Genomic DNA, 23,532 nt, shown 5'->3' on the forward strand with positions numbered 1-23,532 from the left:
ACCGCGGTGACGTGCGCGTCGCCGCGATGCATTTCAAAAGCTTTTGTCGGCCCACCCCGCCCGACAGTCATCCAGCTGTCAGGAGATTGAGACAAGAAGACAGCAGCGTCGAACGGCTCGGCCCTTGTGGCACTCGACCCGACGCTACACCAAAGATGGAGGCGTGGCCGTGAAGCACATTCGTTCAGGACGGAAAGTACATCTTGCAGCGATGCTGTTCGGTGCGGCGGCTTTGGCGATGCTCCCGCCATCGATCGCGTCAGCGCAAACCACGTCAGTGCCGGCCGGCAACAAGCCGTTCCTGACCCTCGATGGAAAGCCGCCGCTCGTCATCGGGCATCGCGGCGTGCCGGGCCTGGTGCCCGAGGAGACCGAGGCATCGTATGAGCTCGCCGCCGATCTCGGAACGGACGCGCTCGAAGAGGACCTGCACCTGACCAAGGATTGCGTGCTGGTGGCGCGTCACAACCCGTGGCTCGGCGACAACACCAACGTTGCCGAGGTGGCGAAGACCAATGCCGCGGTTGCGGCCCGCAAGCGCACGGCGCCGGGCGTCCGTCTCAAGCCGAACTGGACCCAGCTTCCCACCGGCGGACCTGCCGAATTCCCCACCGACCTGATCGATCCGGCCGATCCCAAATCGGTGCTGAAAGCGCTGATCGTCGACGGCGATGACCATACCAATGACTGGTCGATCACCGACTTCACAATGGCCGAGCTGAAGGACTGGATCGCCGGCACCACCTATGATGCGGCCAACGAAAGGCCGAAGCTGTTCAACGGCAAATTCCCGATCATCAGTTTCCAGGACGTCATCGACATCGCCAAGGCCAAGAGCAAGGCTGTGGGGCGTCCCATCATGGTCTATCCGGAGACCAAGAATCCGACCTGGAACAATGCCCAGGCCATCGCCAATGGCTGCGGCGCGCCCGGCAGCCGCCCGCTCGAGGATGCCCTGATCAAGATCATCAGGGATAACGGCCTCAACGCGAAGGACGCTCCGATCATCGTTCAGAGCTTTGAGCCCGGCAGCCTGAAATACATGCGCAGTCACGGGCTTCAGACGCGGCAGGTTCAGCTGATGGACGGCAACGGTGTCGACTTCAAGACCGGCAAGGTCCTGCTGAACAACATCGCCACGTCGCGTCCGTACGACTGGACGGTTGCGGGCGACTCGCGCGGCTTCGATGCGATGCTGACCCCTGAGGGCCTCGCGGAGATCAAGACCTATGCCGACGGCATCGGTCCGTGGAAGGCCTATATCGTTCCGTTGAAGATCTCACCCTGGAAGGACAGCAACGCCGACGGCAAGCCCTACAAGGGATCGACGCCGGAGGCCTCGACGCAGGACGCAACCAGCGTCATTGCCGATGCGCACAAGCTCGGCCTGTTCGTGCATGTCTTCACCTTCCGAAACGAGAAGAAATATCTGGCGGCCGACTATCGCGGCGATCCGGGCCTGGAATATCTGAAGTTCTTCCGTCTCGGCGTGGACGGGGTCTTCACGGATTTCACCCACACCGGAGTCGCCGCCCGGGCGGCCTATCTGCGTGAACTCGGCTGGTGATGCCGGCCATGCGAAGGCCGCGGATGCATGTCGTGCAGCACCGCGGTCACACCTTCATCTGAAAGCGACACTGTCCGGCCTGTGGCCGATGGCAAGGCGCGAACGGAAGCGCCTCGCGCTGCGGCTCCTGAGCGCGGCCGGACGGGTATACAACCTCCGCCTCAGTTCCCCTTGAGCGCCAGCGCGCTGGTCAGGTCGCCGAGCGGCTTCTGACCATGCGCGGCGATCGCAGCGTCGCGCACGGTGATGCCGTGCAGCGTCGGCAGTTCGAAGCGGCGCGTGATGAAGCGCAGGATCGATGTCGTGTCCATCGGCGTATGATCGACAAAGCCGCGGCGCGCATAGGGAGAGACGATGATGGCCGGGATGCGTGAGCCAGGGCCCCACCGATCGCCCTTGGGGGGTGCCACGTGATCCCACAGGCCGCCATTCTCGTCATGGGTGATGACGACCAGCATATGCGGCCATTGCGGGCTCTTCTCGAGATGCGCGACGACATCGGCGATATGGCTGTCGCCGGCCTGGATATCGGCATAGCCCGAATGCTCGTTGAGGTCGCCCTGCGGCTTGTAGAAGGAAACCTGCGGCAGCTTACCGTCGTCGATCGCCTTGATGAACTCCTTGCCCGCCAAGCCGCCGTCAAGCAGATGCTCGGCACGGGAAGCGGTGCCCGGGGCGAAGCTCGCATAGTAATTGAGAGGCTGGTGGTGATACTGGAAGTTCGGCACCGGCGACTTGTTGCCATGGTCGAGCACATCCTGCCAGGCCCCGCCATACCAGGCCCACGTCACGTGCTTGAGGCTGAGCAAGTCTCCGATGGTCGGCTCGATCTGCGGCACAAGCGTCGTCGCATTCTTCGGATCCGCATAGGCCTTGTCGCCGTCCTTCGCGGGGTCGTTGCCGCTCGGCTGATAGGGCGGCTGCATGGTGTTCACGGCGTAGAAATCAGGGGTGAGATTGCCGTCGCCGGCATATTTCGGAATGCCGTCCATCGCCGATTTCGGCGAGTTGGCGGCCTGCGTCAACGTCACGCCGTCGCGCTCGACAACGGAGATCGACGGCTTGGCGGGGTTGGTATCGGCACGGGGATAGTAAGGTACGCAGGCGCAGACCAGCCATTGATGGTTGAGGAAGGAGCCGCCGAAGGCCCCCATGAAGAAATTGTCGGCCAGCACATATTTCTCGGCCAGCTTCCACATCGCCAATTTCGATCCGTCCCACAGGCTCATCACCAGGGCGCCCGAGTCGGCATGGGCAACGAATTTGTCGTTACGCCCGCCATTGATCTGCATCTGGTTCTGATAAAAGCGGTGCCAGAGGTCGCGCGTGATGGTGCCGTAGCTCAGCCTGAAGCCCTTCGGATCGTCAGCATAGAAGGGGCGATTGGGCAGATGCTCGGTCTCGGCCTGGGTGATCGGCGGCGTGACACCCTTGGCGGTCAGGCCTTCCCAGATCGGCGGCAACTCACGGAACGGCTTGCCGTCGCGATCGCGCTGGATCCGAGTCGAGGCGGACGCCCTGGCCACGCCATTCGCGCCCGGAAAACTGCCGTAGAGATTGTCGAAGCTGCGGTTCTCCGCATAGATCACGACGACCGTGTCGATCAGCGCCAGATCGACGGCGGCATCCTTCTTGGCGCCCGGACTGTCCCCGGCTGCCAGCGCCGGACCGCACGCACCGATCAAGAAACTCGATGCAAAAACGACAACCGCCGATTTCGTTCGCATTCCAGCCCCCTGCACTCACCGGATTGTTGCTATCGTTCCGTTCGGTCTTCGTCATAGCCCAGACGCTCGGCAAAGGCACCTTCGGATCGCCATGACGATGTCCAGCCAAAGGCGCGGTTTGCAACATGCGGATTAAGTATCGGGCTTTCGCGTCCGCGATCGTGCTGCTGGCTTTGGCCATCGGTCCCGGCCAGGCCAGGCAGGAAATGTCGCGTGCCGAGGCGCGCCGGTTGGCCGAGCGGCTCAGCGCACTCGGTCAGGCCCTGTTCTTCGATCCATCTCTCTCGCCGTCCGGCAAGCTCGCCTGTTCATCCTGCCACGATCCCGCCCACGGTTTCGGCCCGGCCAATGCCATGGCGGTGCAACTGGGAGGTGGCGACCTGCGTCAGCCAGGGGTGCGCGCAGTCCCCTCCCTGAAATATCTGCAGGTGGTGCCGTCCTTCACCGAGCATTTCCATGATTCCGAGGACGAGGCCGACGAAAGCGTCGACAATGGCCCGACGGGTGGCCTCACCTGGGATGGGCGGGTCGACCGTGGTGCCGACCAGGCCAGGATTCCGCTGCTCTCGGATTTCGAAATGGGCAATCGGAACGAGGCCGACGTGGCCCGCCGGGTGCTCGCCGCAGGCCACGGCAAGGCGATCGCGGCCATTGCCGGGCCCAAGAAGGCCGCCAATCCCGCCACCGTGTACAAGACGGCCCTCAAGGCACTCGAAGTGTACCAGCAGGACTATCGGACTTTTTATCCCTATTCGAGCAAATATGACGCGGTGCTGGCGGGCAAGGCCGAACTCACGCCCGCGGAAGCGCGGGGGCTCGACCTGTTCAATGCAGCGAACAAAGGCAATTGCGCCTCCTGCCATATCAGCCGGCGGGGCAATGACGGCACCCCGCCCCAGTTCACCGATTACGGACTGATTGCACTCGGCGTGCCGCGCAATCCCGACATTCCCGCCAACAAGGACCCGGCCTATTTCGACCTCGGCCTCTGTGGACCCCTGCGCACGGATTTCCTGAAGCGCGAGGACTATTGCGGCCTCTTCCGTACCCCGACACTCCGCAATGTCGCGCTACGCCAGACCTTCTTTCACAACGGCGCGGTCCATTCCCTGCGCGACGCCGTGCGGTTCTATGTCGAGCGGGAAACCCGGCCCGAGCGTTGGTACCCGCGCAACGCCGAAGGCAGCATCGACAAATATGACGATCTGCCCGACAGGCCAAAGGCCAACGTCTGCATGGATCCGCCGTTTGACCGCAAGGCTGGAGATGAGCCAGCCTTGACGTCGGCCGAGATCGACGATGTCGTTGCCTTTCTCGGGACGCTGACCGACGGATATCAGCCGGCGAAGTGAAGGCTCACACCGAGCCCGGCGCCCGCCACCCGGTCGTGGCCTCAGCCTCAGCCAGATTTTTTGGGCAACCCGAGAAGGCCTGCTACCGCCTCGGCCCCTTTGCCGGAAGCGGAGACGTCCCCATTGTCCCTGACCTCCACGACAGCGCCATTGGAGAAACTGAGGGACCAGCCATCATCCGTGCCGTTCCGGCGCCGATCGGTCAGCTCAATACCAGCTGCGGAAATCACTGCGGTGGCCTTGTCGACGTCCATGGTCGTCACCTCTTGCAGGCGTCGGAATATTCTTCCTCGGCCAATGGATCGTGAAGTCGAGGCACTCTAGAGCGTTTTCGAGCGAAGTGGATACCGGTTCGCGTGAAGAAAACGCGTCAAAACAAGAATCTAGAGCTCCGTTCCGATTCCATCGGAACGGAAATAGCTCTGGAGGAAGGGATTGGCGGCAGTATGAACCAGGCGGAGGTTTCCGCAACATCAAGTATGAGTCCGCGGCGTCTCGTGCGACAGCAGACGAGCCGACTTTCGTGCAAGGCACAACAAGACGCGCCCGGTAGCACCGGGCGCGTTTGGCTTTCACAGCATGCGATGCGCGTTACTCGGTCGCGTATTTGAACTCCGGCATCGCCTTCAGCTCATCCTTGGTCGCATTGAACACCGCGTGGTCCGGATACCGGGGATTCGGCTTCGCCGTCGCGGCAGCAGGTGCCGCGCCCGTGGTGGTCGTCGACTTGGTCGTGCTGCCGGTGTTCGACGCAGCGGCGCCGGTATAGGCGATCGGCTCGCTTGCGAACTTCACCTTGTCGAGCGGCACGGCGACCAGATGCTCGCCGACGCCAAGGAAACCGCCGACGCCGATCACGACCACCTTGATGGCACCGTCCTTGTCCATCAGCAGATCATTGATCGAGCCGACGCTCTCGTTCTTGTCGTTGTACACGCTGAGCCCGACGACCTTCGAGGCGCGCCAGTTGCCCTGATACGAGGCCGGTGACGTGGTCGATGTCGTCGATGCCGCCGGAGACATCTTGTCGCCCTTGTCGGTCGGCGTCTGCGCAAAGGCTGCGGTTGCGAGCAGCGCGGTGCCGGCAACGCCGGCGATGATGGATTTCATCAACATGTGGCTCTCCTCATTTCGAAAATCGATGCAGGGAAAACCCATCATCTCGGCAACCGTTCCTACCGGGCCTGCGATCAAAAGCCGCCCCACTGCGGAGGAACGCCGTGGAAGCGATGCAGCAAACCGGAGCGTGTGGACGTCAAGCGCATGGAACGCTGCGGTGCTTGACGAGAGCGATCTTGATCTCTCAAGTAAGCTGCGGTTGAGCCTCACGACTGCGCCGGACGCGCAGTCCCTGATGTGACGATGTTTGGCTCACTAAGTCGTCCCGGCGAACCGCGCTGCGCAGGCTGGCGCTCGCCGCAATGTTTGCGCGAAGTGCCGCGCGCTCAGAAGCCGCCCCAGTAAGGCGGCACGCCGTAGAAGCGATGCAGCTCGACTTCCTGCGAGCGGTCGCCCCAGTCGAAGTCCCTGTCGGCGCGGAACGACGGTGCGCGCTTCAGCTCGTCATCCTCGATGTCGAGCTCGTAGGCCTCGAACTTCGGATTGTAGTGCAGCCGGCCCCAGGGCAGCGGAAGCAAATTGGTTCCGATGCCGAGGAAACCGCCGAAGCTCAGCACCGCGTACGACACCTTGCCGGAGATCTTGTCGATCATCAGCCGCTCGATGTGGCCGACCATGTCCCCGTTGGCCCGGCGCACCGCGGTACCTTCGACCCGATCGCTTGCAATGAGCTGATGCGGTCTGATGCTGGTGTCGGTCTCCGTCTCGGTCCTGACCTCGACAGCCATCTCACCCTCCTGGCCTGAAAGTAGAAACAACGCGTCGCCGGGGGTTCGGGTTCCGGCCCCGGATATGACAGCCAACCTTCCCTTTCGGGCCGCGGCGATCACGGACCCCGGGGCTCCGGCCGGCAACAGATCGGCCCGAATTTCAACGCATTGGCTTGATGACAGAACGATAACTTTTCTCCGCCCCGGCGACCTGTAAACTCCATCAGCCGGGCAAGATTTCAGAAATATACTGAAACAAAAATCCTGAGCCGCTTCCCCCGAATCACGGACAAAAGAGTCGGTATGACCCAGGCTGCGCCCAATATCCTAGTCGTCGAGGACGACCGCGAGACGCGGTCCCTCATCGCAAAATATCTCCGGACCAATTCCTGCCATGTCACGACCGCCTCCGACGGCCGCGAAATGGCCAAGGCCATGACCGACCACCGGGTCGATCTCCTGGTGCTCGACGTCATGCTGCCCGGCGAGGACGGCCTCAGCCTGTGCCGCAAGGTGCGCGCGGAGTCGCAGACACCGATCATCATGCTGACCGCACGCGGCGAGGACGTCGACCGCATCCTCGGCCTCGAGATGGGTGCCGACGACTATTTGGCCAAGCCGTTCAACCCGCGCGAGTTGCTGGCGCGCATCAACGCGGTGCTGCGCCGGCAGGCCGCCGCGCGGAACGCCAGCGCGATCGAGGGCGCGACCACGCTGAGCTTCCTCGGCTGGCGCATCGACATCCGCCTGCGCGAGCTGCGCAACCCGGAGGGTGCGCGCGTCGCCATGACCAGCGCCGAATTCGACCTGCTGCGCACCTTCTGCGAGCGGCCCGGCCGCGTGCTGTCGCGCGACAGCCTGCTCGACCTGACGCAGGGCCGCAGCGCCGGTTCGTTCGAGCGTTCGATCGACGTGCTGGTGAGCCGCATTCGCCGCAAGATCGAGCCCGATCCGCAGGAAGCCACCATGATCAAGACGGTGCGCTCCGGCGGCTATGTGTTCACTCCGAGGGTGGAGGCGGTTGCCGCCACGAGCAACTGACCATGAAGCTGCTGCGCGTGCTGAGTCTGCGGGGGATCGGCGCCCAGATGGCGGCGCTGGTTGTCGTCTCGATCGTCGCGCTGCATCTGATCATTACTGCCACGTTCCTGATCCATCGCCCTGACCGGCCGGAGCCTTCGGACCGCTGGCACACCCAGCTCGCCGCTGCCGCGCAACTGCTCGGGCATGCCCCGGCATCGGAGCGGCCGCGGCTCGTGGCCGACGTTGCCCGCGCCTTCCCGCAACTCGCAATCGGCGACCTGCCAACCGATACCGGCGCGCTCACCGAGACCGACACGCCGAGCCTGCACGCGCTGCGCCGGCTCGGCGCCGGCTATCACGTCTTCCTGCTGCCGCGCGAGGCGGGCAATGCGCCGCATGACGGCGACATCCGCCGCGTCGCGATCCGCCTGCCCGATGGCGCCATGTTCGCCGCCAACCTGATGCCGGACCAGCATATGCGGCCGTTCTGGGGTGGCCCGTGGATGATGACGGTGCTGTTTGCCGTCATCAGCGTCACCCTGCTCGGCCTGTGGGCGGCATGGGCGCTGACGGCGCCGCTGTCGTCCTTCGTCAAGGCCGCCGAGACCTTCAGCCTGAACGGCGCCTCCGCGCCGCTGCCCGAGCGCGGCCCCGAGGAGATCCGTTCGCTGGCCAAGGCGCTCAACCGGATGCGCGAGCGCATCACCGCCTTGATCGACGACCGCACCAAGATGCTGGCCGCGATCAGCCACGATCTGCGCACGCCGATCACGCGGATGCGGCTGCGCGCCGAGTTCATCGAGGACGAGACCCATCGCCACCGCATGCTGCGCGACCTCGACCAGATGCGCTCGATGCTGGAATCGGTGCTGTCGTTCCTGCGCAACGACCGCAAGCTCGAGGAGATGACGCTGGTCGACATCGCGAGCACGCTGCACCTCGTCACCGACCAGTTCGCCGACATGGGGCACAAGGTGAGTTACGAGGGGCCGCAGCACGCCATGGCGACCGCACGGCCCGCCGACCTGCATCGCTGCATCACCAATCTGGTGGAAAATGCCGCACGCTTCGGCGGCGAAGTCGCCGTCCGGCTCGACGTCAAGGCCAGCAGTCTCGTCGTCGACATCGAGGACGACGGCCCCGGCATTTCGGACGCGCACAAGGCGACCGTGCTGGAGCCGTTCGTGCGCGGCGACCAGGCGCGCAACATGGACGAGGCCGAGGGCTTCGGCCTCGGCCTGTCGATCGCCAACGCCATCGTGCTCGCGCATGGCGGCACGCTGTCGCTGCACGATCGCAAGCCGCACGGGCTCGTGGTCCGGATCGAATTGCCGGCGCGTCAGCAGCAACAGTTGCAGCCGCCGCAGAAATCTGCGGCCTGATCAGGCTGATCTGAGCGACAACAAAGATTTTAGGCGGCGAGTGGCGTGAGCTGAGCTACGTCATAGATCGCGATCGCCTCGAAGCGGTAATTGCAGGCGCGGCAATTCCACAGGAATGACGTGCGCCCCTCGCTGTGCTCCACCCAATCGGGGCGGGCAATTGGCTTGCCGCATTGCGCGCAGGGATTTTCGCGAGGCATATAGCCGGTGTCCTGACGGACCATGGCGCATCTCCCGAATGTTGTTTTTTGCGTGCTTTGGAAGGGACAGACGCGCTGACTGAGCGCGCGCTGCTATAGATGAAGTGTAAACCTTCACCGAATCGTTTGCACGAAAAACCTTTGTGGATAGCGTGCGGCAAAAAGCGGCCAACAAAATTAGAAGCGAAGACAATTTTTGGCTGAGACGATTGAAGCGAACAATTTGAAGCATCTGTCTTCACAATCGCGTCGTCCATTTGACCGGCACCCGAACAATTACCGACGCAGAACGTTCGCTGATGCGAAGGTTTTGCCACATTCCTGCCCGCTCGCCGTACCATTCAGACCGCAGAACCGACGCGCATCTGAAAGCCCCGAGCGACCGAGATGAAGACCGTACAAGCCCTTAGCTGCCTTCTCAGCTGCCTTGCCGCGATTGCGGTGCTGGCCTGCAGCACCAGCGCGCATGCACAATCGCGCGCGCAATATGAGGCGATGGTGGCGGCCGAGGCGCAGGCGAACCTGGTGCCGGAAGAGCTGGTGCATCGCGTCATCGTGCGCGAGAGCAAATACCATCCGCAGCTGATCGGGCGCGGCGGCACCATCGGACTGATGCAGATCAAGCTCGGCACCGCGCGCGGCCTCGGCTACACCGGTACCGCAGAAGGTCTGCGCGACCCCGGAACCAACCTCAAATACGGCGTCAAATACCTCGCCGGCGCCTTTCGCGCCGCCAATGGCGATCACGACCGAGCCGTGCGTTATTTCGCGGGCGGCTATTACTATGTCGCAAAGCGCCAGCGCGGGGATCACCTCAAGCAGGCGAAGCATGGCAGCGCGGGTGCAGCACCGAAGGAACTCGCCAAACAGGACGCCAGCCAGGACCAGATGACGCCGAATGCCGCCGAGGCGACGGCGGAACAGGCGGAAAAATAAGTGCTTTCGTGTCCCGGACGCGGTGCAACGCGCAGCGTTGCTCCGCAGAGCCGGGACCTATGTTCGACAGGATGGTGGACCCCGGCTCAGCAGCGCACCGCTGTCGCGCTGCGCTGCGTCCGGGGCACGAGAGCTTTGCGCGCGCCACGGTGCGCCGGTCCTTGGCATACAAGTTGACACACCCGCCCATCCGCCTACATTAGGGGCGTTCCGAGGGGTGCTCCGAAGGAGGAGCTGAGATACCGCAAGCTTGGACTTCGCCATCACGGCGATCAGTTCGGGACCGCGGTGACCCTTTGAACCTGATCCGGGTCATGCCGGCGAAGGGACAGGGATGTATCAGACGTCAAGACCGCGGGGGGATTCCCCCGTCTCCATCATCGGCGCAGGCATAGCCGGCGCTTGGCATGCGCTATTGCTCGCAGAGGCCGGGCGTGCCGTCACCCTGCATGAGCGCAGTGACGCCGCGATGACGGAATCCACGAGCCACTGGGCCGGCGGGATGCTCGCGCCATGGTGCGAGGCGGAGGCGTCCGAGCCCGTCATCTCGCGGCTCGGCATCCGCGCGCTCGATTTGTGGCGGCAGCATTTCCCCAAGACTCCGTTCAACGGCTCGCTGGTGGTGGCGCATCCGCGCGACCGCGCCGATTTCGAGCGCTTTGCCCGCCTCACCACCAATCACTGCCGGCTCGACGCTCAAGGGGTGAGCGCGCTCGAGCCGTCGCTCGAGGGCCGTTTCCGTGACGGCCTGTTCTATCCCGACGAGGGCCATGTCGAGCCGCGCCGCGTATTGCCGCAACTGCATGCCGCGATCGCCAAAGCCGGCGGCGCCATCAAGTTCGGCAGCGACGCCGAGGTCCAAGATCTCGACGGCCTCGTGATCGACTGCCGCGGCCTTGCCGCGCGCGACCGCGAGCCGAGCCTGCGCGGCGTCAAGGGCGAGATGATCATCATCGAGACCTCCGAGGTCGAGCTGTCGCGCCCGGTGCGGCTGATCCATCCGCGCTGGCCGCTCTATGTGATCCCGCGCGGCGACGGCCGCTTCATGCTGGGGGCGACCTCGATCGAGGCCGAGGACAATGGCGTCAGCGTGCGCTCGGCGCTGGAGCTGTTAGGGGCCGCCTATGTGGTGCATCCGGCCTTCGCCGAGGCGCGCATCGTCGAGTTCGGCGCGGGCCTGCGCCCGGCATTTCCCGACAATCTGCCGAAGATCAGGATCGAGCAGGACCGCATCACGGTGAACGGGCTCTACCGTCACGGCTTCCTGCTGGCGCCGGCGCTGGCCGAGCTGACGCTGAGCTATCTCGCGCGCGGCGAAATCGACAATGAGGTGATGCAATGCGCGTGATCGTCCAATGCGTGTGATTGTAAATGGCGAGCAGCGGGAGATCGCGGCTTCCAGCGTCGATGCGCTGCTGGCCGAGCTCGACTACGAGGGCACCCATTTCGCGATCGCGCTGAATTACGACGTGGTGCCGAAGAGCCGCTGGGCCGACACTGCACTCAAGGCCGGCGACGAGATCGAGATCATCACGCCGCGGCAGGGAGGGTGATGATGATGCGCGATCGCGCCATTCACTCCGCTGTCATCGCCCGGCTTGACCGGGCGATCCAGTACGCCGCGGCTTCTCGGTTCACGGCATGGCCTCTGGAATACTGGATCACCGCCTTCGCGGGGATGACGACCACATTTGAGGAGACACCTCGGACATGGTGAACTTCTATGGCAAATCCTTCCCCTCCCGCCTGCTGATCGGCACGGCGCTGTATCCCTCGCCCGCGATCATGCAGGGCGCGATCCGCGCCTCCGGCGCCAGCATCGTCACCGTATCGCTCCGCCGCGAAGCCGCCGGCGGCAAGACCGGCGATGCGTTCTGGTCGCTGATCCGCGAACTCGGCGTCACCGTGCTGCCGAACACCGCGGGCTGCCGCAGCGTCAAGGAGGCGGTGACCACCGCGAAGCTGGCGCGCGAATTGTTCGGCACGCCCTGGATCAAGCTCGAGGTGATCGCCGACAACGACACGCTGCAGCCGGACGTGGTCGGCCTGGTCGAGGCCGCCGCGATCCTGATCAAGGACGGGTTCGAGGTGTTCCCCTATTGCACCGAGGATCTTTCGGTCGCCTCGCGCCTCGTCGATGCCGGCTGCAAGGTGGTGATGCCGTGGGCCGCGCCGATCGGAAGTGCAAAAGGCATCACCAACCGCGACGCGCTGAAGCTGTTGCGCGACCGCCTGCCCGACATCACGCTGGTGGTCGACGCGGGCCTAGGCGCGCCGTCGCATGCGGCCGAAGCGCTCGAGCTCGGCTACGACGCCGTGCTGCTCAACACCGCCGTGGCCAAAGCCGCCGATCCCGTCGCGATGGCCAACGCCTTCCGGCTCGGCGTCGAGGCCGGCCGCACCGCCTATGAGGCCGGGCTGATGGAAGCCCGCGACTTCGCCTCCCCCTCCACCCCTGTCGTTGGGACCCCGTTCTGGCATGCCGTATCCTGATCCGTTTTATCCCGTCGTCGACAGCATCAAATGGGTCGAACGCCTGACCAAGCTCGGCGTCGGCACCATCCAGCTGCGCGCGAAAGAGCTCGACGATGCCGGGGCGCTGCAGATCGTCAGCGACGCGCTGGCGATCACAAAGGGCACGCCGACGAAGCTCGTCGTCAACGACTACTGGCGCGCGGCGATCGTCGCCGGCGCCGAGCATCTGCATCTCGGCCAGGAAGACCTCGCCGACGCGGACCTCGGTGAAATCCGCAAAGCCAAGCTGACGCTCGGCGTCTCCACCCATGACGATGCTGAACTCGCCACCGCGCTCGCAGCCAAGCCCGACTACGTCGCGCTCGGCCCGATCTTCTTCACCACGCTGAAGTCGATGCGGTTCGAACCACAGGGTATTGCGAAGATCACCGAGTGGAAGAAGCGCATCGGCGCGATCCCGCTTGTCGCGATCGGCGGCATCAAGTTCGAGCACGCGGCCGAGATCTTCGCCGCCGGCGCCGACTCGATCGCCGTCGTCTCTGACGTCACGCAGAACGCCGACCCCGACGCGCGGGTCAGACAATGGCTCGGCCTCAGCGCGGAGGCCGCGTGATGCTGCCTACCGCACACTGTTTATCCCGTCACCCTGAGGTGGCCGCTTCTTCAGCGGCCCTCGAAGGGCGACGGCCCGGCTCGTCGACCCTTCGAGGCGCGCAAGAGCGCGCACCTCAGGGTGACGAGAACAACATTACGCACACGAATTAAACGGAGGATACGCTATGAACATCCGCTCCAACCCCGACACCACACGTCCCGCCGTCACCACAGGCTCGCTGCCCTCCTCGCGCAAGATCTTTGCGACGCCGGAGGCCGCGCCCGACCTCCGCGTGCCGCTGCGCGAGATCATCCTGTCCGAAGGCGCCGGCGAGCCGAACCTGCCGGTCTATGACACCTCGGGTCCCTATACCGATCCGGCGGTGACGATCGACGTCAACAGCGGCCTGCCGCGCAATCGGCTGGCCTGGGTCAAGGAGCGCGGCGGCGTCGAGGAATATGAAGGCCGCACCATCAAGCCGGAGGACAACGGCAACGTCGGCGCCTCGCATGCTGCAAAAGCCTTCACCGCGCATCACACGCCGCTGCGCGGGCTCGACGGCCACAAGATCACGCAGCTCGAGTTCGCCCGCGCCGGCATCATCACCAAGGAGATGATCTACGTCGCCGAGCGCGAGAATCTCGGCCGCAAGCAACAGCTCGAGCGCGCCGAGGCCGCGCTCGCCGACGGCGAGAGTTTTGGCGCCGCGGTGCCGGCCTTCATCACGCCGGAATTCGTCCGCAGCGAGATCGCGCGCGGCCGCGCCATCATCCCCTCCAACATCAACCATGCCGAGCTCGAACCGATGATCATCGGCCGCAACTTCCTGACCAAGATCAACGCCAATATCGGCAACTCGGCGGTGACCTCGTCGGTCGAGGAAGAGGTCGACAAGATGGTGTGGGCGATCCGCTGGGGCGCCGACACCGTGATGGACCTCTCGACCGGCCGCAACATCCACACCACCCGCGAATGGATTTTGCGCAACTCGCCGGTGCCGATCGGCACCGTGCCGATCTACCAGGCGTTGGAGAAGTGCGACGGAGATCCCGTCAAGCTGACCTGGGAGCTCTACAAGGACACCCTGATCGAGCAGTGCGAACAAGGCGTCGACTATTTCACGATCCACGCCGGCGTGCGGCTGCCCTACATCCACCTCACCGCCAACCGCGTCACCGGCATCGTGTCGCGCGGCGGCTCGATCATGGCGAAGTGGTGCCTGGCGCATCACAAGGAGAGCTTCCTCTACACCCATTTCGACGAGATCTGCGACCTCATGCGCAAGTATGACGTCTCGTTCTCGCTCGGCGACGGCCTGCGCCCCGGTTCGATCGCCGATGCCAACGACCGCGCGCAGTTCGCGGAGCTCGAGACGCTCGGCGAGTTGACCAAGATCGCGTGGGACAAGGGCTGCCAGGTCATGATCGAGGGCCCCGGCCACGTGCCGATGCACAAGATCAAGATCAACATGGACAAGCAGCTCAAGGAATGCGGCGAGGCGCCCTTCTATACGTTAGGCCCGCTGACGACCGACATCGCGCCGGGCTATGACCACATCACCTCGGGCATCGGTGCGGCGATGATCGGCTGGTTCGGCTGCGCGATGCTCTGCTACGTCACGCCGAAGGAGCATCTCGGTCTGCCCGATCGCAACGACGTCAAGGTCGGCGTCATCACCTACAAGATCGCGGCCCACGCCTCCGATCTCGCCAAGGGCCACCCCGCCGCCCAGCTCCGCGACGACGCGCTGTCGCGCGCCCGCTTCGACTTCCGCTGGCAGGACCAGTTCAACCTCGGCCTCGACCCCGAGACCGCAAAGAACTTCCACGACGAGACCCTGCCGAAGGAAGCCCACAAGGTCGCGCATTTCTGCTCGATGTGCGGCCCAAAATTCTGCTCGATGAAGATCACCCAGGACGTCCGCGACTATGCGGCGACGCTGAACGACCCGACGGGCGTCGGGGCGTCGATGTCAGGCACCATAGAGGACGGCATGGCGCAGATGAGCGCCAAGTTCAAGGAGATGGGCGAGAGCCTGTATCTCGATGCGGACAAGGTGAAGGAGAGCAATCGGGTGTTGTGAGGGCTCGCCCTCTCCGCTCGTCATGCCCGGGGCAGAAGCGCGAAGCGCGTCTTCGCGCCAGATGACCCAGGCATCCATCCAGAACGAAGAGGCCGGGCGAGAGCCAGGCCTCTTCGCTTCAACGGCGCGCACTCATAAATCCATCGCCTGTGTGCGGATTGTACAGGGGCAGTCACGACAGCAACCGGCCCAAGGCCGCCACGTGCTGCGCAGAACCATTGACTTGGATCAACGAAAAATCCGTTGTCTCATCGCATGCCATGATGCTCAAAAGCGATGAAGTGCCGCGTCGATGATGTTATCATGCTCCCTTCAAATAAGCGATTTAGCGACCTCCACGTCCGGTTCACCGAGGGTCCAGTAGCCTAATGACCATTTAATTGGAGATTTTCATGAGAACCTTCAATGCGCTACTATTCGTACTTCTCGTTGCGCAATCGGCCTCGACACAGGCTGCCGATTTGAACGGAGCCTGGACGATCGACGCCTCGGCCTGCGACAAGGTATTCACCAAGGAGAACAACAAGCTCGCGTTCAAGAAAGATGCCGATCTCCACGCGGGCAGCTTGATCGTCCAGGGAAAGCAAATCACCGGCACGTTTCAAAAATGTACTGTCAAATCGTTGCACGATGACGGGCAGAATGTTCGAGTGATTGCGTCGTGCTCGGACGGCGTCGCGATTTCAGACGTAGCAATCGACGTGAAACTCTCTGGCGAGAATAAGATCACACTCAGCGCCAAGGAGCCGGTGCCAATGGAGACGCCGTATGTTCGCTGCTCGATGTGATATCGGTGGCGACGGCCTGAGAGCGACGTGGATGATCGACTATCGAAGGTCCTAAATGCGGACACTGTAGATAGCTGTCTACTGCACCGGATTGCCATCGTCGCTTCGCGCCTCCTGGTTCGACCGCGCGGCGAGGTTGAACGACGATCAGAGCGGTTCGGTGGCCCGCGACAGCACCTTTGCGAGCCATCGTAATGATCGCGATAACGACCGCGAGAAGATGGTGGGTTACGCTTCCGCCTTCGCTCGTCGAGCTACGGCGGACAAGTCGCTAACCCACCCTACGATGCCGACGCGCCAACAGCCGCCGCCTGCGCGCCAGCCCGCGCCCCAGAACCAAACTCAATCTCCCGATACCCCTTCTCCGCCACCCCATTGATGATCCCCAAAAACTTCGGCGTGCCGCCGTTGTAGACGAAGTAGCGGACGGTGCCCTCCTCGTGGCCGGCGACGTTGGAGTTGTAGCCGGTGAACCACGATTTGGCTTTGCGCATCAGCAGGATCTCGTACATTTTTGCCACATGCGCGGTCCAGCGCTCCTGCGCTTCGAGCGTGGCGTCGGCGCGGGTCAGGCCGCGGTCCCACATGTATTGCAGCAGGTTGGTGCACCAGTTCACCCCATTCTCGATGCCGCGTGGAAAATTGGTCGAGGCGGAGGCGCTTTGCGGGCCGGTCGGCATCAGCAAATTCGGGAAGCCGTGCACGAGCATGCCGAGGAAGGTCGACGGCGCCTGCTTCCATTTGTCGGCGAGCTTCTCGCCGCCGATGCCGGTGATGTCGATCAGGTCGTAGGCGCCGGTGATGGCATCGAAGCCGGTGGCGTAGACGATGATGTCGAATTCGTAGTCGCGCGCTGAGGTGCGCAGCCCCGTCTCGGTGACGCGCACCAGCGGCGTCTCGCCGAGATCGACGAGTTGCACATTGTCGCGGTTGTAGGCCTCGAAATAGTTGGTCTCCAGCGGCAGGCGCTGCACGCCAAAACCGTGATCCCTGGGGATCAGCTTCTCGGCGACCTTGGGATCGTTGACGCGGCCGCGGATACGGTCCGCGATATACGCCGACAGTTCGGCATTGGCGGCCTCGTCCATGAAAATCTCGCGAAAATTCGCCAGCCAGATGCCGAAGCCGGGCTCGTCGTAGAGCTTGTCCCACAGTGCCAGCCGTTCCTCGCGGCTCACCTCGTAGAAGCCGCGCTTGTCGGGACCGTGCACAAAACTGCCGGGCGTCAGTGCGCAGGCGGCGAAGATCTCGTCGTAGCGCGCGCGGATGTCGGCCATCTCCTCCACTGAGATCGCGGAGTTGTTGAGCGGCGCGCTCCAGTTCGGCCGGCGCTGGAACACGGTGAGTTGGCCTACCTTGTCGGCGATCTCGCCGATCACTTGAATGCCCGTCGCGCCGGTGCCGATCACCGCGACCTTCTTTCCCGCAAGGTCGACCAGCTCGTGCGGCCAGTAATAGGTGTGGAACGAGCGGCCCTTGAAGTCCTCGATGCCAGGCACGCGCGGCATGGTCGGCGCCGAGAGCAGCCCGATCGCGAGCACGACGAAGCGGCAGGTCAACTGGCGGCCATCACCGAGCCTGAGCTGCCAGAGATCGCGCGTCTCGTCGAACTGCATGGCCTCGACCTTGCAGTTGAACTGCATGTGCCTGCGCAGGTCGAACTTGTCGGCGACGTAATTGAGGTAGCGCAGATTCTCTGATTGCCCGGAGAAGCGCTCCTTCCAGTGCCACTCGTCGAGCAGCTCGCGCGAAAACGAGAAGCCGTAGGTGTAGCTCTCGGAATCGAAACGACAGCCCGGATAGCGGTTCCAGTACCAGGTGCCGCCGAGATCGGGCGCGCCTTCGAGCACGGTGGCGTCGATGCCGAGATCGGCGAGCCGCTTGATCTGGTAGATCCCGGCGACGCCGGCGCCGACGACAATCACCTCGTAATGGGTTTTTGCCTCTCCCGTCATGTCCTGCTCCCAAAATTCTTCTTGATCTGTTGGGGCGGATTACAGACCCTTTTGCCAGCGCAGGCAACCGCCCGCGCCCGGCAGAGCGACGCGCAACTTGCGTTGAGGCGCTGGGCGCTCCACATCATGCGGACGATTGATCGCCCACACTTCACCGGGACCGCCATGACCGACAATCTCACCGGCGTCTGGGACGGCAGCTATGTTCAGCCGGGCTCCGGCATGGTCACGTTCCTGGCGACGCTGATCGACGCCGGTGGCTCGCTCGGCGGCAGCGTGACCGAGCCTTGCTTGACGCCGGGCTGCCCGCTCGCCACCCACAATGCCTCGCTGTCGGGTCATCGCTCCGGCGGCGCGGTGACGTTCGTCAAACGCTACGAGCCGCCCGGCTACGGCTACGGCACCGTCCACTACGAAGGCTCGGTCAATGCCGACGCGACGGAGATCGACGGACGCTGGAGCATCCGCGGCACGAGGTTCTCGGGAACGTTCCTGATGGTGCGCGCGACCGGGCCTGCGCAGGCGGTCACGACTGAAGACGAGATCAAGGAGCCGACGCGCTAAACAACGATGACGTTAGGTTGAACCGGTCAGGCCGCAGACACGCTCCACCTCTCCCGCTTGCGGGGGAGGTCGGATCGCATCGAAGATGCGATACGGGTGGGGGCTCTCTCCACGATGTGACTCGTGGAGAGAGCCCCCCAGCCCCCCGCAAGCGGGAGAAGGAGCGCACCGCCTGTGCGACTGCCACTCAACCTAATTCCATCATACGCTAGCGCGTGGATACGCCGTTCAGTCTCTTGTCAGATGCCCGCTAATAACCTTCACCGCCTCCCCGACCAGCTCCGCGCCAATCTGCGCCTGGTCTTCGTCGGCACGGCGGCCAGCACGCGCTCGGCCGCGGTCGGGCATTACTACGCGCATCCCGGCAACCGGTTCTGGCGTGCGCTGCATGAGGCCGGCATCACGCCACGGCGCTATCGGCCGGATGAGTTCGCGGCGCTGCTCGAACTCGGCATCGGCTTCACCGATCTCTCCAAGACCGGCGCCGGGATGGATCATGAGATCGCGCGGGGCTCGTCCGATGTCGCAGGCTTCAGGGCGAAGATCAAGAGGCATCGGCCGAAGACGATCGCCTTCACCAGCAAGAAGGCGGCGAGCCTGTTTTACGGCAGGCCGACCAGCGCGGTCGTGCTCGGGCGGCAGGCGCGCATGAATGGTTTCCCGGATGTGTTCGTGTTGCCGTCGCCGTCCGGCGCGGCGTCCGGACATTGGACGCTGCAGCCGTGGCGCGAGTTGGCGCAGTGGATCGCAGGGCCGTAGGGTGGGTTAGCCGACCACGTCCGCCGTAGCTCAACGAGCGAAGGCGGAAGGCGTAACCCACCATGTGCTCGTGAAGGTCGGTGGGTTACGCTTCGCTAACCAACCCTACGGACCACGAAGCCCGCGCGCCCGTTACTCCTTCAACGTAATCGCAAGCCCGCTGAGGTCGACATTGGCCATCAGGCCGACCTGCTTGCCGCTCAATTCGAGCACCGCGCCGTTCTGGTTGGTCAAGAGGATGCCGCGCACGCCGGCGCCGAGGGCAACGCCCATGCCGGCCGCGGCGTAGACGCCAGCGATGTCCTGGGCGCGGCGGATATTGCGGACCCGCCCCTGCAAGGTGGTCTGGGAGCCGCCGAACACGAGGCCGTAGTCCAGCCCGCCGGCGGTGAGCCCGTAGGTCTGGCCGTGGAAGGTCAAAACGCCCTTGCCGGCGGAGCCGCCGAAGATCCAGCCGCCCTTGAAGATCACGAGCGTCACGGCGCCCTCGTCGGCCAAGGCGGCGGACGAGCCGGTGAGCAGCGCCAGCGCGAACAGCGCGGCGCGGATGGCGGATGACAATCTCATGGGGTGTTCTCCGGACGAAGTGAGAGCGAGAAGCGAATTGCGGCAATCCGGCTGGTGGCATCGTTGAAATGCCGGCAAACACGCGGGATTGCGCTTGTTCCTGATCTGGCGGAGTCTATCATCGGGTGCACAGTCGCGCGACCGTTGGCGCATCCGCAGCCGCCACTTTGCCGGATCGCTGAGGTGTTCGCGCAACAGGGATCAGCATCGATGCACGATTTCACCCCCTTTTCCGGCCTCGCCGGCGGCGCGCTGATCGGGCTCGCCGCGGCGGTGCTGATGCTGCTGACCGGACGAATCGCAGGCGTCACCGGCATCGTCGGCGGCCTGCTGCAGGCCGATACCGCCGACCGCTCCTGGCGCGTCGCGTTCATCGCGGGGCTGGTCGCGGCGCCCCTGATCGCGGCGCTGTTCGGCGCGCCGCTGCCGCGGCCGGCGATGAATGCGAGCCTCGCGGTGATCACGATCGCGGGATTGCTGGTCGGGTTCGGCACCCGCATGGGCAATGGCTGCACCTCGGGCCACGGCGTCTGCGGCTTCGCGCGGCTGTCCGGCCGCTCGATTGCGGCCACCATCGTCTTCATGCTGGCGGCGATCGCGACGGTTGCGATCGCAAGACATGGATTGGGAGGCTAGCGATGCCGCTTCTTGCCAGCTTCGTCTGCGGCCTGATCTTCGGCGCAGGCCTGCTGATCTCGGGCATGACCGATCCGCAGAAGGTGCTCGGCTTCCTCGATTTGTTTGGCGCCTGGGATGCGACGCTCGCTTTCGTGATGGCCGGCGCCGTCGCGGTCGCGGCGACAGGCTTTGCGATCGCGCGGCAGCGCACCGCGCCCGCCTTCTCGGCGCGCTTCCTCTGGCCCGACCGCAACGACATCGATGCGCCGCTGGTCGCCGGCGCGGTGCTGTTCGGCATCGGCTGGGGCCTCGCCGGCATCTGCCCCGGACCGGCGCTGGTCAACCTCGCCGGCCTGTCGCTGCCGATCGTGGTCTTCGTCGTCGCGATGCTCGCAGGCATGATCGGCCAGAATCTGTTCGGCAAGAATCTCTGGCGCCGCGATGCGGTGGCGCCGCACACCATTGACACCGCTTCCCTTCCATCTCGCGCAGACGGGTGATCCCAATGACAGAAACGACAGCGATCAAGCACTTCCCTCCTCCGCCCGGCGTCCAGGCGCCGCCGCTCTCGTTCGGCGCCCGCGTCGGCGATTTGCTGTTCATCTCCGGCATTCCCGGCTTCGACGCCAACCGCGAGCTGCCTGACGGTTTCGAGGCGCAGTTCGCCAATGTCGTTACCAATTTCAAACGTGTGCTGAACGAGGCGGGCGCAACGATGCGCGATCTCGTCAAGGTCAACGTGCTGCTGACCCGCGCCTCCGACGTCGCCACCATGAACGTCCTGTATGCCGGCGCGTTCGGTCCCGCGCCCTACCCCGCCCGCACCACCTGCGTCGTGGTGGCGCTGCCGAATCCGAAGATGCTGATCGAGATCGAGGGCGTGGCGTCGGTGAAGGGGTGAAGGCTCCCTTCGTCATTCCCCGGTGCGCAATTGCGCACCTGAGGGCGCGCCGCGGCCGCTCGGCTCAAACACTGGCGTCTCTGGAATACTGGATCACCCGCATGCGCGGGTGATGACACCGATCAAGCTGTTTGGCAGGTTGAATCGAGGACCATCTTCATCGTCGTCCTGGCCTAGTGCGCAATTGCGCACGGGAGCCAGGAACCATTACCCCAGATCACAATTGTTGCGCGACGCTGGGGCCACAATCCCGTCCACGATCAACTGCGGTGGTTATGGGTCCTTGCTTTCGCCAGGACGACGATGTGGAGAAATCTGTACCTGTATTCGCGCCACGCTCCACGCTTTTCCAACCGATCGCTAAAACAACGACCCCTGCCCGTCATCCTCCCGCACAGTCGTCTTGCGCGGCGCGGACTTCTTCGCCGGTGCGTCCTCAGCGGCGATCTCTTCCGCACTCATCGGCAGCAGCAATTGCGTGTCGTCATTGGCGACGCTGTTCACCCGCATCGTGACCTGGTGCCAGGCGAACTCGCCGACATCGGGTCCCCTCAGCATCGGCATCACGTCGTCGACATCGTTGGGCAGGCAATCGAGCCAGCGCGCGAATTGCTCGGGCCGGATCGTGACGGGCACGCGGTGATGCAGTTGCGCGAGGTCGGGGCTTGCGGGCGCGGTGACGATCGCCACCGTGTCCTGCTCCTCGCCGTTCGGCCCCATCCAGCTCTCGGCGAGCGCGGCGAAGGCGAGCGGGTGCCCGTCGCGGCGATGAATGAAGAACGGCCGCTTGCGGCCGCCGGCATCCTGCCATTCGTAATAGCCGTCGGCCGGGATCAGCGCGCGGCGCCGCTTGATCGCGTTCTTGAAGGCCGGCTTCTCCCGCACCGTCTCGGAGCGGGCGTTGATCAGCAGCGAGAACGTTCGGGGGTCCTTGACCCAGGACGGGATCAGGCCCCAGCGCATCAATTGAAAATGCCGGCCGCCATTCTGCAGCAGCACCACCGGGATCGGCTGGGTCGGCGCAACATTATACCGTGGCGGAAAATTCGGCTGCTCGATATAGCCGAACATCTCGCGCAAGGCCGCCGGCGGCGAGGTTATGACAAAGCGTCCGCACATTTCCCGTCCAGAGTGGTATCCGTTTATTCTGCCTTAACTTGGAACGTTAAAGACTGCGATCAATGACCTCAACGGCCGCCATAGCGGGCTCTTCCCCGCGACCGACGTACCCCGACGAGGCGCGGGCGACGCTGTTGCGCGCCGCCAACATCAATCCCCGGACCGGGCTTGCCACCGACTACCTCAATCACTTCAACGAAGCCATCATGCTGCTCGAGATGGTTCCGGACCTGCCGGAATGCGCCAGCGATTTCCTGGAATGGCAGCCACTGTCCTATGCTGAGCATTTCACCGCCTCCAATTTCAAGGCGCGTGACCTCGCGATCGAGTCCTACGAGACCGCTGACGCCAGGATCCGGGCCGAATTCGACCAGCTCACCGACAGCATGACGAAGATCCTGACCGAGGTCGGCTCCGCGATGCGGCAGTTGCATCAGGACAAGAGCCGGGTCGCGCTCGCCGAGCAGGCGATCGTCTGGGTCAAGCCGCTGGTGATGCTGACCGCCGGCATCATCAACGGCGCCGCGGAGGCCGATGTCGACAGCATCATGGCGGGCGCCTGATTTATCGGGCATATAGTGCTTGAAGCTGATTGTTGATTGCCTTGACCTCTCCCGAACCTCCGATCCGCCCGCAGCTCGCCGTCTCCGGCGTGATTTTTCGCGACGGCAAGGTGCTGCTGGTCCGCCGCGCCCGCTCGCCCGGAAAAGGCTTCTATTCGCTGCCGGGCGGCCGGGTCGAGTTCGGCGAGTCCTTGCACAGCGCCCTGCACCGGGAGATCGACGAGGAGACCGGCTTGCGGGTCGAGATCCTGGGCATGGCCGGCTGGCGCGAGGTGCTGCCGACCGGCCCTGGCACCGGGCATTATCTGATCATGACATTTGCGGCGCGCTGGGCGTCCCGCGAGCCTGTCCTGAACGACGAGCACAACGACTTCAAATGGCTGGCGCCGGAGGCGATCGGCGACCTCAAGGTCACCGGCGGCCTCCACGAGGTCATCGCGGCCGCCCGGCGGCTGGTTTGAGGCCTGTTTTGGGGCGGTATTGGAGGCGGTATTGCCAGCCCTTTGCCGCCTTGCCTCGGGCGCATTGA

Annotated in this window: 27 protein-coding genes and 1 riboswitch; of the genes, 19 read left to right on the forward strand and 8 right to left on the reverse strand. The window is 64.3% G+C overall.

All coding sequences use genetic code 11. The features are described 5' to 3' along the window. Positions 1-169: 169 nt before the first annotated feature. Positions 170-1,567: a glycerophosphodiester phosphodiesterase family protein gene (locus V5279_RS33335; protein WP_338691336.1), complete on the forward strand. Its 1,398-nt coding sequence runs from the start codon at positions 170-172 to the stop codon at positions 1,565-1,567. A gap of 161 nt (positions 1,568-1,728) precedes the next feature. Here V5279_RS33335 and V5279_RS33340 read toward each other — a convergent pair whose 3' ends face one another. Beyond that, positions 1,729-3,294: an acid phosphatase gene (locus V5279_RS33340; protein WP_338691337.1), complete on the reverse strand. Its 1,566-nt coding sequence runs from the start codon at positions 3,292-3,294 to the stop codon at positions 1,729-1,731. 125 nt (positions 3,295-3,419) lie between these two features. Between V5279_RS33340 and V5279_RS33345 the strand changes: the two genes are divergently transcribed. Continuing rightward, positions 3,420-4,646, forward strand: a complete 1,227-nt coding sequence (locus tag V5279_RS33345) for a cytochrome-c peroxidase (protein ID WP_414645863.1) — start codon at positions 3,420-3,422, stop codon at positions 4,644-4,646. 47 nt (positions 4,647-4,693) lie between these two features. On the opposite strand, the gene V5279_RS33350 is transcribed toward V5279_RS33345, so the two are convergent. Both V5279_RS33350 and V5279_RS33355 read right to left on the reverse strand, forming a co-directional pair. After that, positions 4,694-4,900: a hypothetical protein gene (locus V5279_RS33350; RefSeq protein ID WP_166304485.1), complete on the reverse strand. Its 207-nt coding sequence runs from the start codon at positions 4,898-4,900 to the stop codon at positions 4,694-4,696. A gap of 337 nt (positions 4,901-5,237) precedes the next feature. Then, positions 5,238-5,762 (reverse strand): PRC-barrel domain-containing protein, encoded by a 525-nt coding sequence (locus tag V5279_RS33355; RefSeq protein WP_338691338.1) that lies wholly within the window; start codon positions 5,760-5,762, stop codon positions 5,238-5,240. On the opposite strand from V5279_RS33355, the gene V5279_RS33360 reads away from it, so the two are divergent. After that, positions 5,743-6,006: a hypothetical protein gene (locus V5279_RS33360; RefSeq protein WP_338691339.1), complete on the forward strand. Its 264-nt coding sequence runs from the start codon at positions 5,743-5,745 to the stop codon at positions 6,004-6,006. The two genes, V5279_RS33355 and V5279_RS33360, sit on opposite strands and share 20 nt — an antisense overlap. An 85-nt stretch (positions 6,007-6,091) precedes the next feature. Here V5279_RS33360 and V5279_RS33365 read toward each other — a convergent pair whose 3' ends face one another. Further along, positions 6,092-6,493, reverse strand: a complete 402-nt coding sequence (locus V5279_RS33365; protein ID WP_166304476.1) for a PRC-barrel domain-containing protein — start codon at positions 6,491-6,493, stop codon at positions 6,092-6,094. Positions 6,494-6,778: 285 nt separating this feature from the next. On the opposite strand from V5279_RS33365, the gene V5279_RS33370 reads away from it, so the two are divergent. Further along, positions 6,779-7,516 (forward strand): response regulator, encoded by a 738-nt coding sequence (locus V5279_RS33370; RefSeq protein ID WP_029078975.1) that lies wholly within the window; start codon positions 6,779-6,781, stop codon positions 7,514-7,516. A 2-nt stretch (positions 7,517-7,518) separates the two neighbouring features. Further along, entirely contained in the window at positions 7,519-8,880 is a 1,362-nt protein-coding gene (locus tag V5279_RS33375; protein WP_338691340.1) for an ATP-binding protein, read from the forward strand. A gap of 29 nt (positions 8,881-8,909) precedes the next feature. Here the strand turns inward: V5279_RS33375 and V5279_RS33380 are convergent, their stop codons facing one another. Further along, positions 8,910-9,104 (reverse strand): hypothetical protein, encoded by a 195-nt coding sequence (locus tag V5279_RS33380; protein ID WP_166308342.1) that lies wholly within the window; start codon positions 9,102-9,104, stop codon positions 8,910-8,912. A 363-nt stretch (positions 9,105-9,467) separates the two neighbouring features. Here V5279_RS33380 and V5279_RS33385 point away from each other — a divergent pair, with 363 nt between their 5' ends. The 7 genes from V5279_RS33385 (at position 9,468) to V5279_RS33415 (ending at position 15,957) form a co-directional block, all read left to right on the forward strand. Further along, positions 9,468-10,016 carry a lytic transglycosylase domain-containing protein gene (locus V5279_RS33385; protein WP_338691341.1) on the forward strand — a complete coding sequence of 183 codons (549 nt, stop codon included), beginning with the start codon at positions 9,468-9,470 and terminating at the stop codon, positions 10,014-10,016. Positions 10,017-10,219: 203 nt separating this feature from the next. Beyond that, positions 10,220-10,363: riboswitch (TPP riboswitch) on the forward strand. Continuing rightward, a complete protein-coding gene (locus V5279_RS33390) occupies positions 10,351-11,364 on the forward strand; it encodes an FAD-dependent oxidoreductase (protein WP_338691342.1) in 1,014 nt (337 codons plus the stop codon). (Overlaps the previous riboswitch by 13 nt.) A gap of 7 nt (positions 11,365-11,371) precedes the next feature. Further along, the gene (thiS, locus tag V5279_RS33395) at positions 11,372-11,569 is read left to right on the forward strand and encodes a sulfur carrier protein ThiS (RefSeq protein WP_057014951.1); all 198 of its coding nucleotides are present in this window, start codon (positions 11,372-11,374) and stop codon (positions 11,567-11,569) included. Positions 11,570-11,726: 157 nt separating this feature from the next. Continuing rightward, positions 11,727-12,509, forward strand: a complete 783-nt coding sequence (locus V5279_RS33400) for a thiazole synthase (RefSeq protein WP_338691343.1) — start codon at positions 11,727-11,729, stop codon at positions 12,507-12,509. Further along, the gene (locus V5279_RS33405; protein ID WP_338691344.1) at positions 12,496-13,104 is read left to right on the forward strand and encodes a thiamine phosphate synthase; all 609 of its coding nucleotides are present in this window, start codon (positions 12,496-12,498) and stop codon (positions 13,102-13,104) included. Before V5279_RS33400 ends, V5279_RS33405 begins: the two co-directional genes overlap by 14 nt. A 166-nt stretch (positions 13,105-13,270) precedes the next feature. Further along, complete coding sequence (gene thiC, locus V5279_RS33410) at positions 13,271-15,169, forward strand: phosphomethylpyrimidine synthase ThiC (RefSeq protein ID WP_338691345.1); 1,899 nt, start codon at positions 13,271-13,273, stop codon at positions 15,167-15,169. 392 nt (positions 15,170-15,561) lie between these two features. Further along, positions 15,562-15,957 carry a hypothetical protein gene (locus V5279_RS33415; RefSeq protein ID WP_338691346.1) on the forward strand — a complete coding sequence of 132 codons (396 nt, stop codon included), beginning with the start codon at positions 15,562-15,564 and terminating at the stop codon, positions 15,955-15,957. Between the two features lie 281 nt (positions 15,958-16,238). Here V5279_RS33415 and V5279_RS33420 read toward each other — a convergent pair whose 3' ends face one another. Then, positions 16,239-17,912, reverse strand: coding sequence for an NAD(P)/FAD-dependent oxidoreductase (locus tag V5279_RS33420; RefSeq protein ID WP_338691347.1), 1,674 nt, complete (start codon positions 17,910-17,912; stop codon positions 16,239-16,241). 165 nt (positions 17,913-18,077) lie between these two features. Here V5279_RS33420 and V5279_RS33425 point away from each other — a divergent pair, with 165 nt between their 5' ends. Then, the gene (locus tag V5279_RS33425) at positions 18,078-18,476 is read left to right on the forward strand and encodes a hypothetical protein (protein WP_338691348.1); all 399 of its coding nucleotides are present in this window, start codon (positions 18,078-18,080) and stop codon (positions 18,474-18,476) included. A 243-nt stretch (positions 18,477-18,719) separates the two neighbouring features. Further along, positions 18,720-19,235: a mismatch-specific DNA-glycosylase gene (locus tag V5279_RS33430; RefSeq protein ID WP_338691349.1), complete on the forward strand. Its 516-nt coding sequence runs from the start codon at positions 18,720-18,722 to the stop codon at positions 19,233-19,235. Between the two features lie 132 nt (positions 19,236-19,367). Here the strand turns inward: V5279_RS33430 and V5279_RS33435 are convergent, their stop codons facing one another. Further along, entirely contained in the window at positions 19,368-19,802 is a 435-nt protein-coding gene (locus tag V5279_RS33435; protein ID WP_166214787.1) for a hypothetical protein, read from the reverse strand. 210 nt (positions 19,803-20,012) lie between these two features. Here V5279_RS33435 and V5279_RS33440 point away from each other — a divergent pair, with 210 nt between their 5' ends. From V5279_RS33440 to V5279_RS33450, 3 genes are read left to right on the forward strand one after another with little or no spacing between them, the layout of a single operon-like run. After that, entirely contained in the window at positions 20,013-20,438 is a 426-nt protein-coding gene (locus tag V5279_RS33440) for a YeeE/YedE family protein (RefSeq protein WP_338691350.1), read from the forward strand. Between the two features lie 2 nt (positions 20,439-20,440). Beyond that, positions 20,441-20,920 carry a DUF6691 family protein gene (locus V5279_RS33445; RefSeq protein WP_338691351.1) on the forward strand — a complete coding sequence of 160 codons (480 nt, stop codon included), beginning with the start codon at positions 20,441-20,443 and terminating at the stop codon, positions 20,918-20,920. A 5-nt stretch (positions 20,921-20,925) separates the two neighbouring features. Further along, the gene (locus tag V5279_RS33450) at positions 20,926-21,321 is read left to right on the forward strand and encodes a RidA family protein (protein ID WP_029078990.1); all 396 of its coding nucleotides are present in this window, start codon (positions 20,926-20,928) and stop codon (positions 21,319-21,321) included. A gap of 360 nt (positions 21,322-21,681) precedes the next feature. Here the strand turns inward: V5279_RS33450 and V5279_RS33455 are convergent, their stop codons facing one another. Next, a complete protein-coding gene (locus V5279_RS33455; RefSeq protein WP_338691352.1) occupies positions 21,682-22,440 on the reverse strand; it encodes an SOS response-associated peptidase in 759 nt (252 codons plus the stop codon). A gap of 62 nt (positions 22,441-22,502) precedes the next feature. Between V5279_RS33455 and V5279_RS33460 the strand changes: the two genes are divergently transcribed. Together V5279_RS33460 and V5279_RS33465 are read left to right on the forward strand one after the other, a co-directional pair. Next, positions 22,503-23,003, forward strand: coding sequence for a hypothetical protein (locus V5279_RS33460; RefSeq protein ID WP_338691353.1), 501 nt, complete (start codon positions 22,503-22,505; stop codon positions 23,001-23,003). 41 nt (positions 23,004-23,044) lie between these two features. Further along, entirely contained in the window at positions 23,045-23,464 is a 420-nt protein-coding gene (locus V5279_RS33465; RefSeq protein WP_338701516.1) for an NUDIX hydrolase, read from the forward strand. Positions 23,465-23,532 lie beyond the last annotated feature (68 nt).

The organism is Bradyrhizobium sp. 26S5 (assembly GCF_036923295.1).
GTDB lineage: Bacteria > Pseudomonadota > Alphaproteobacteria > Rhizobiales > Xanthobacteraceae > Bradyrhizobium > Bradyrhizobium septentrionale.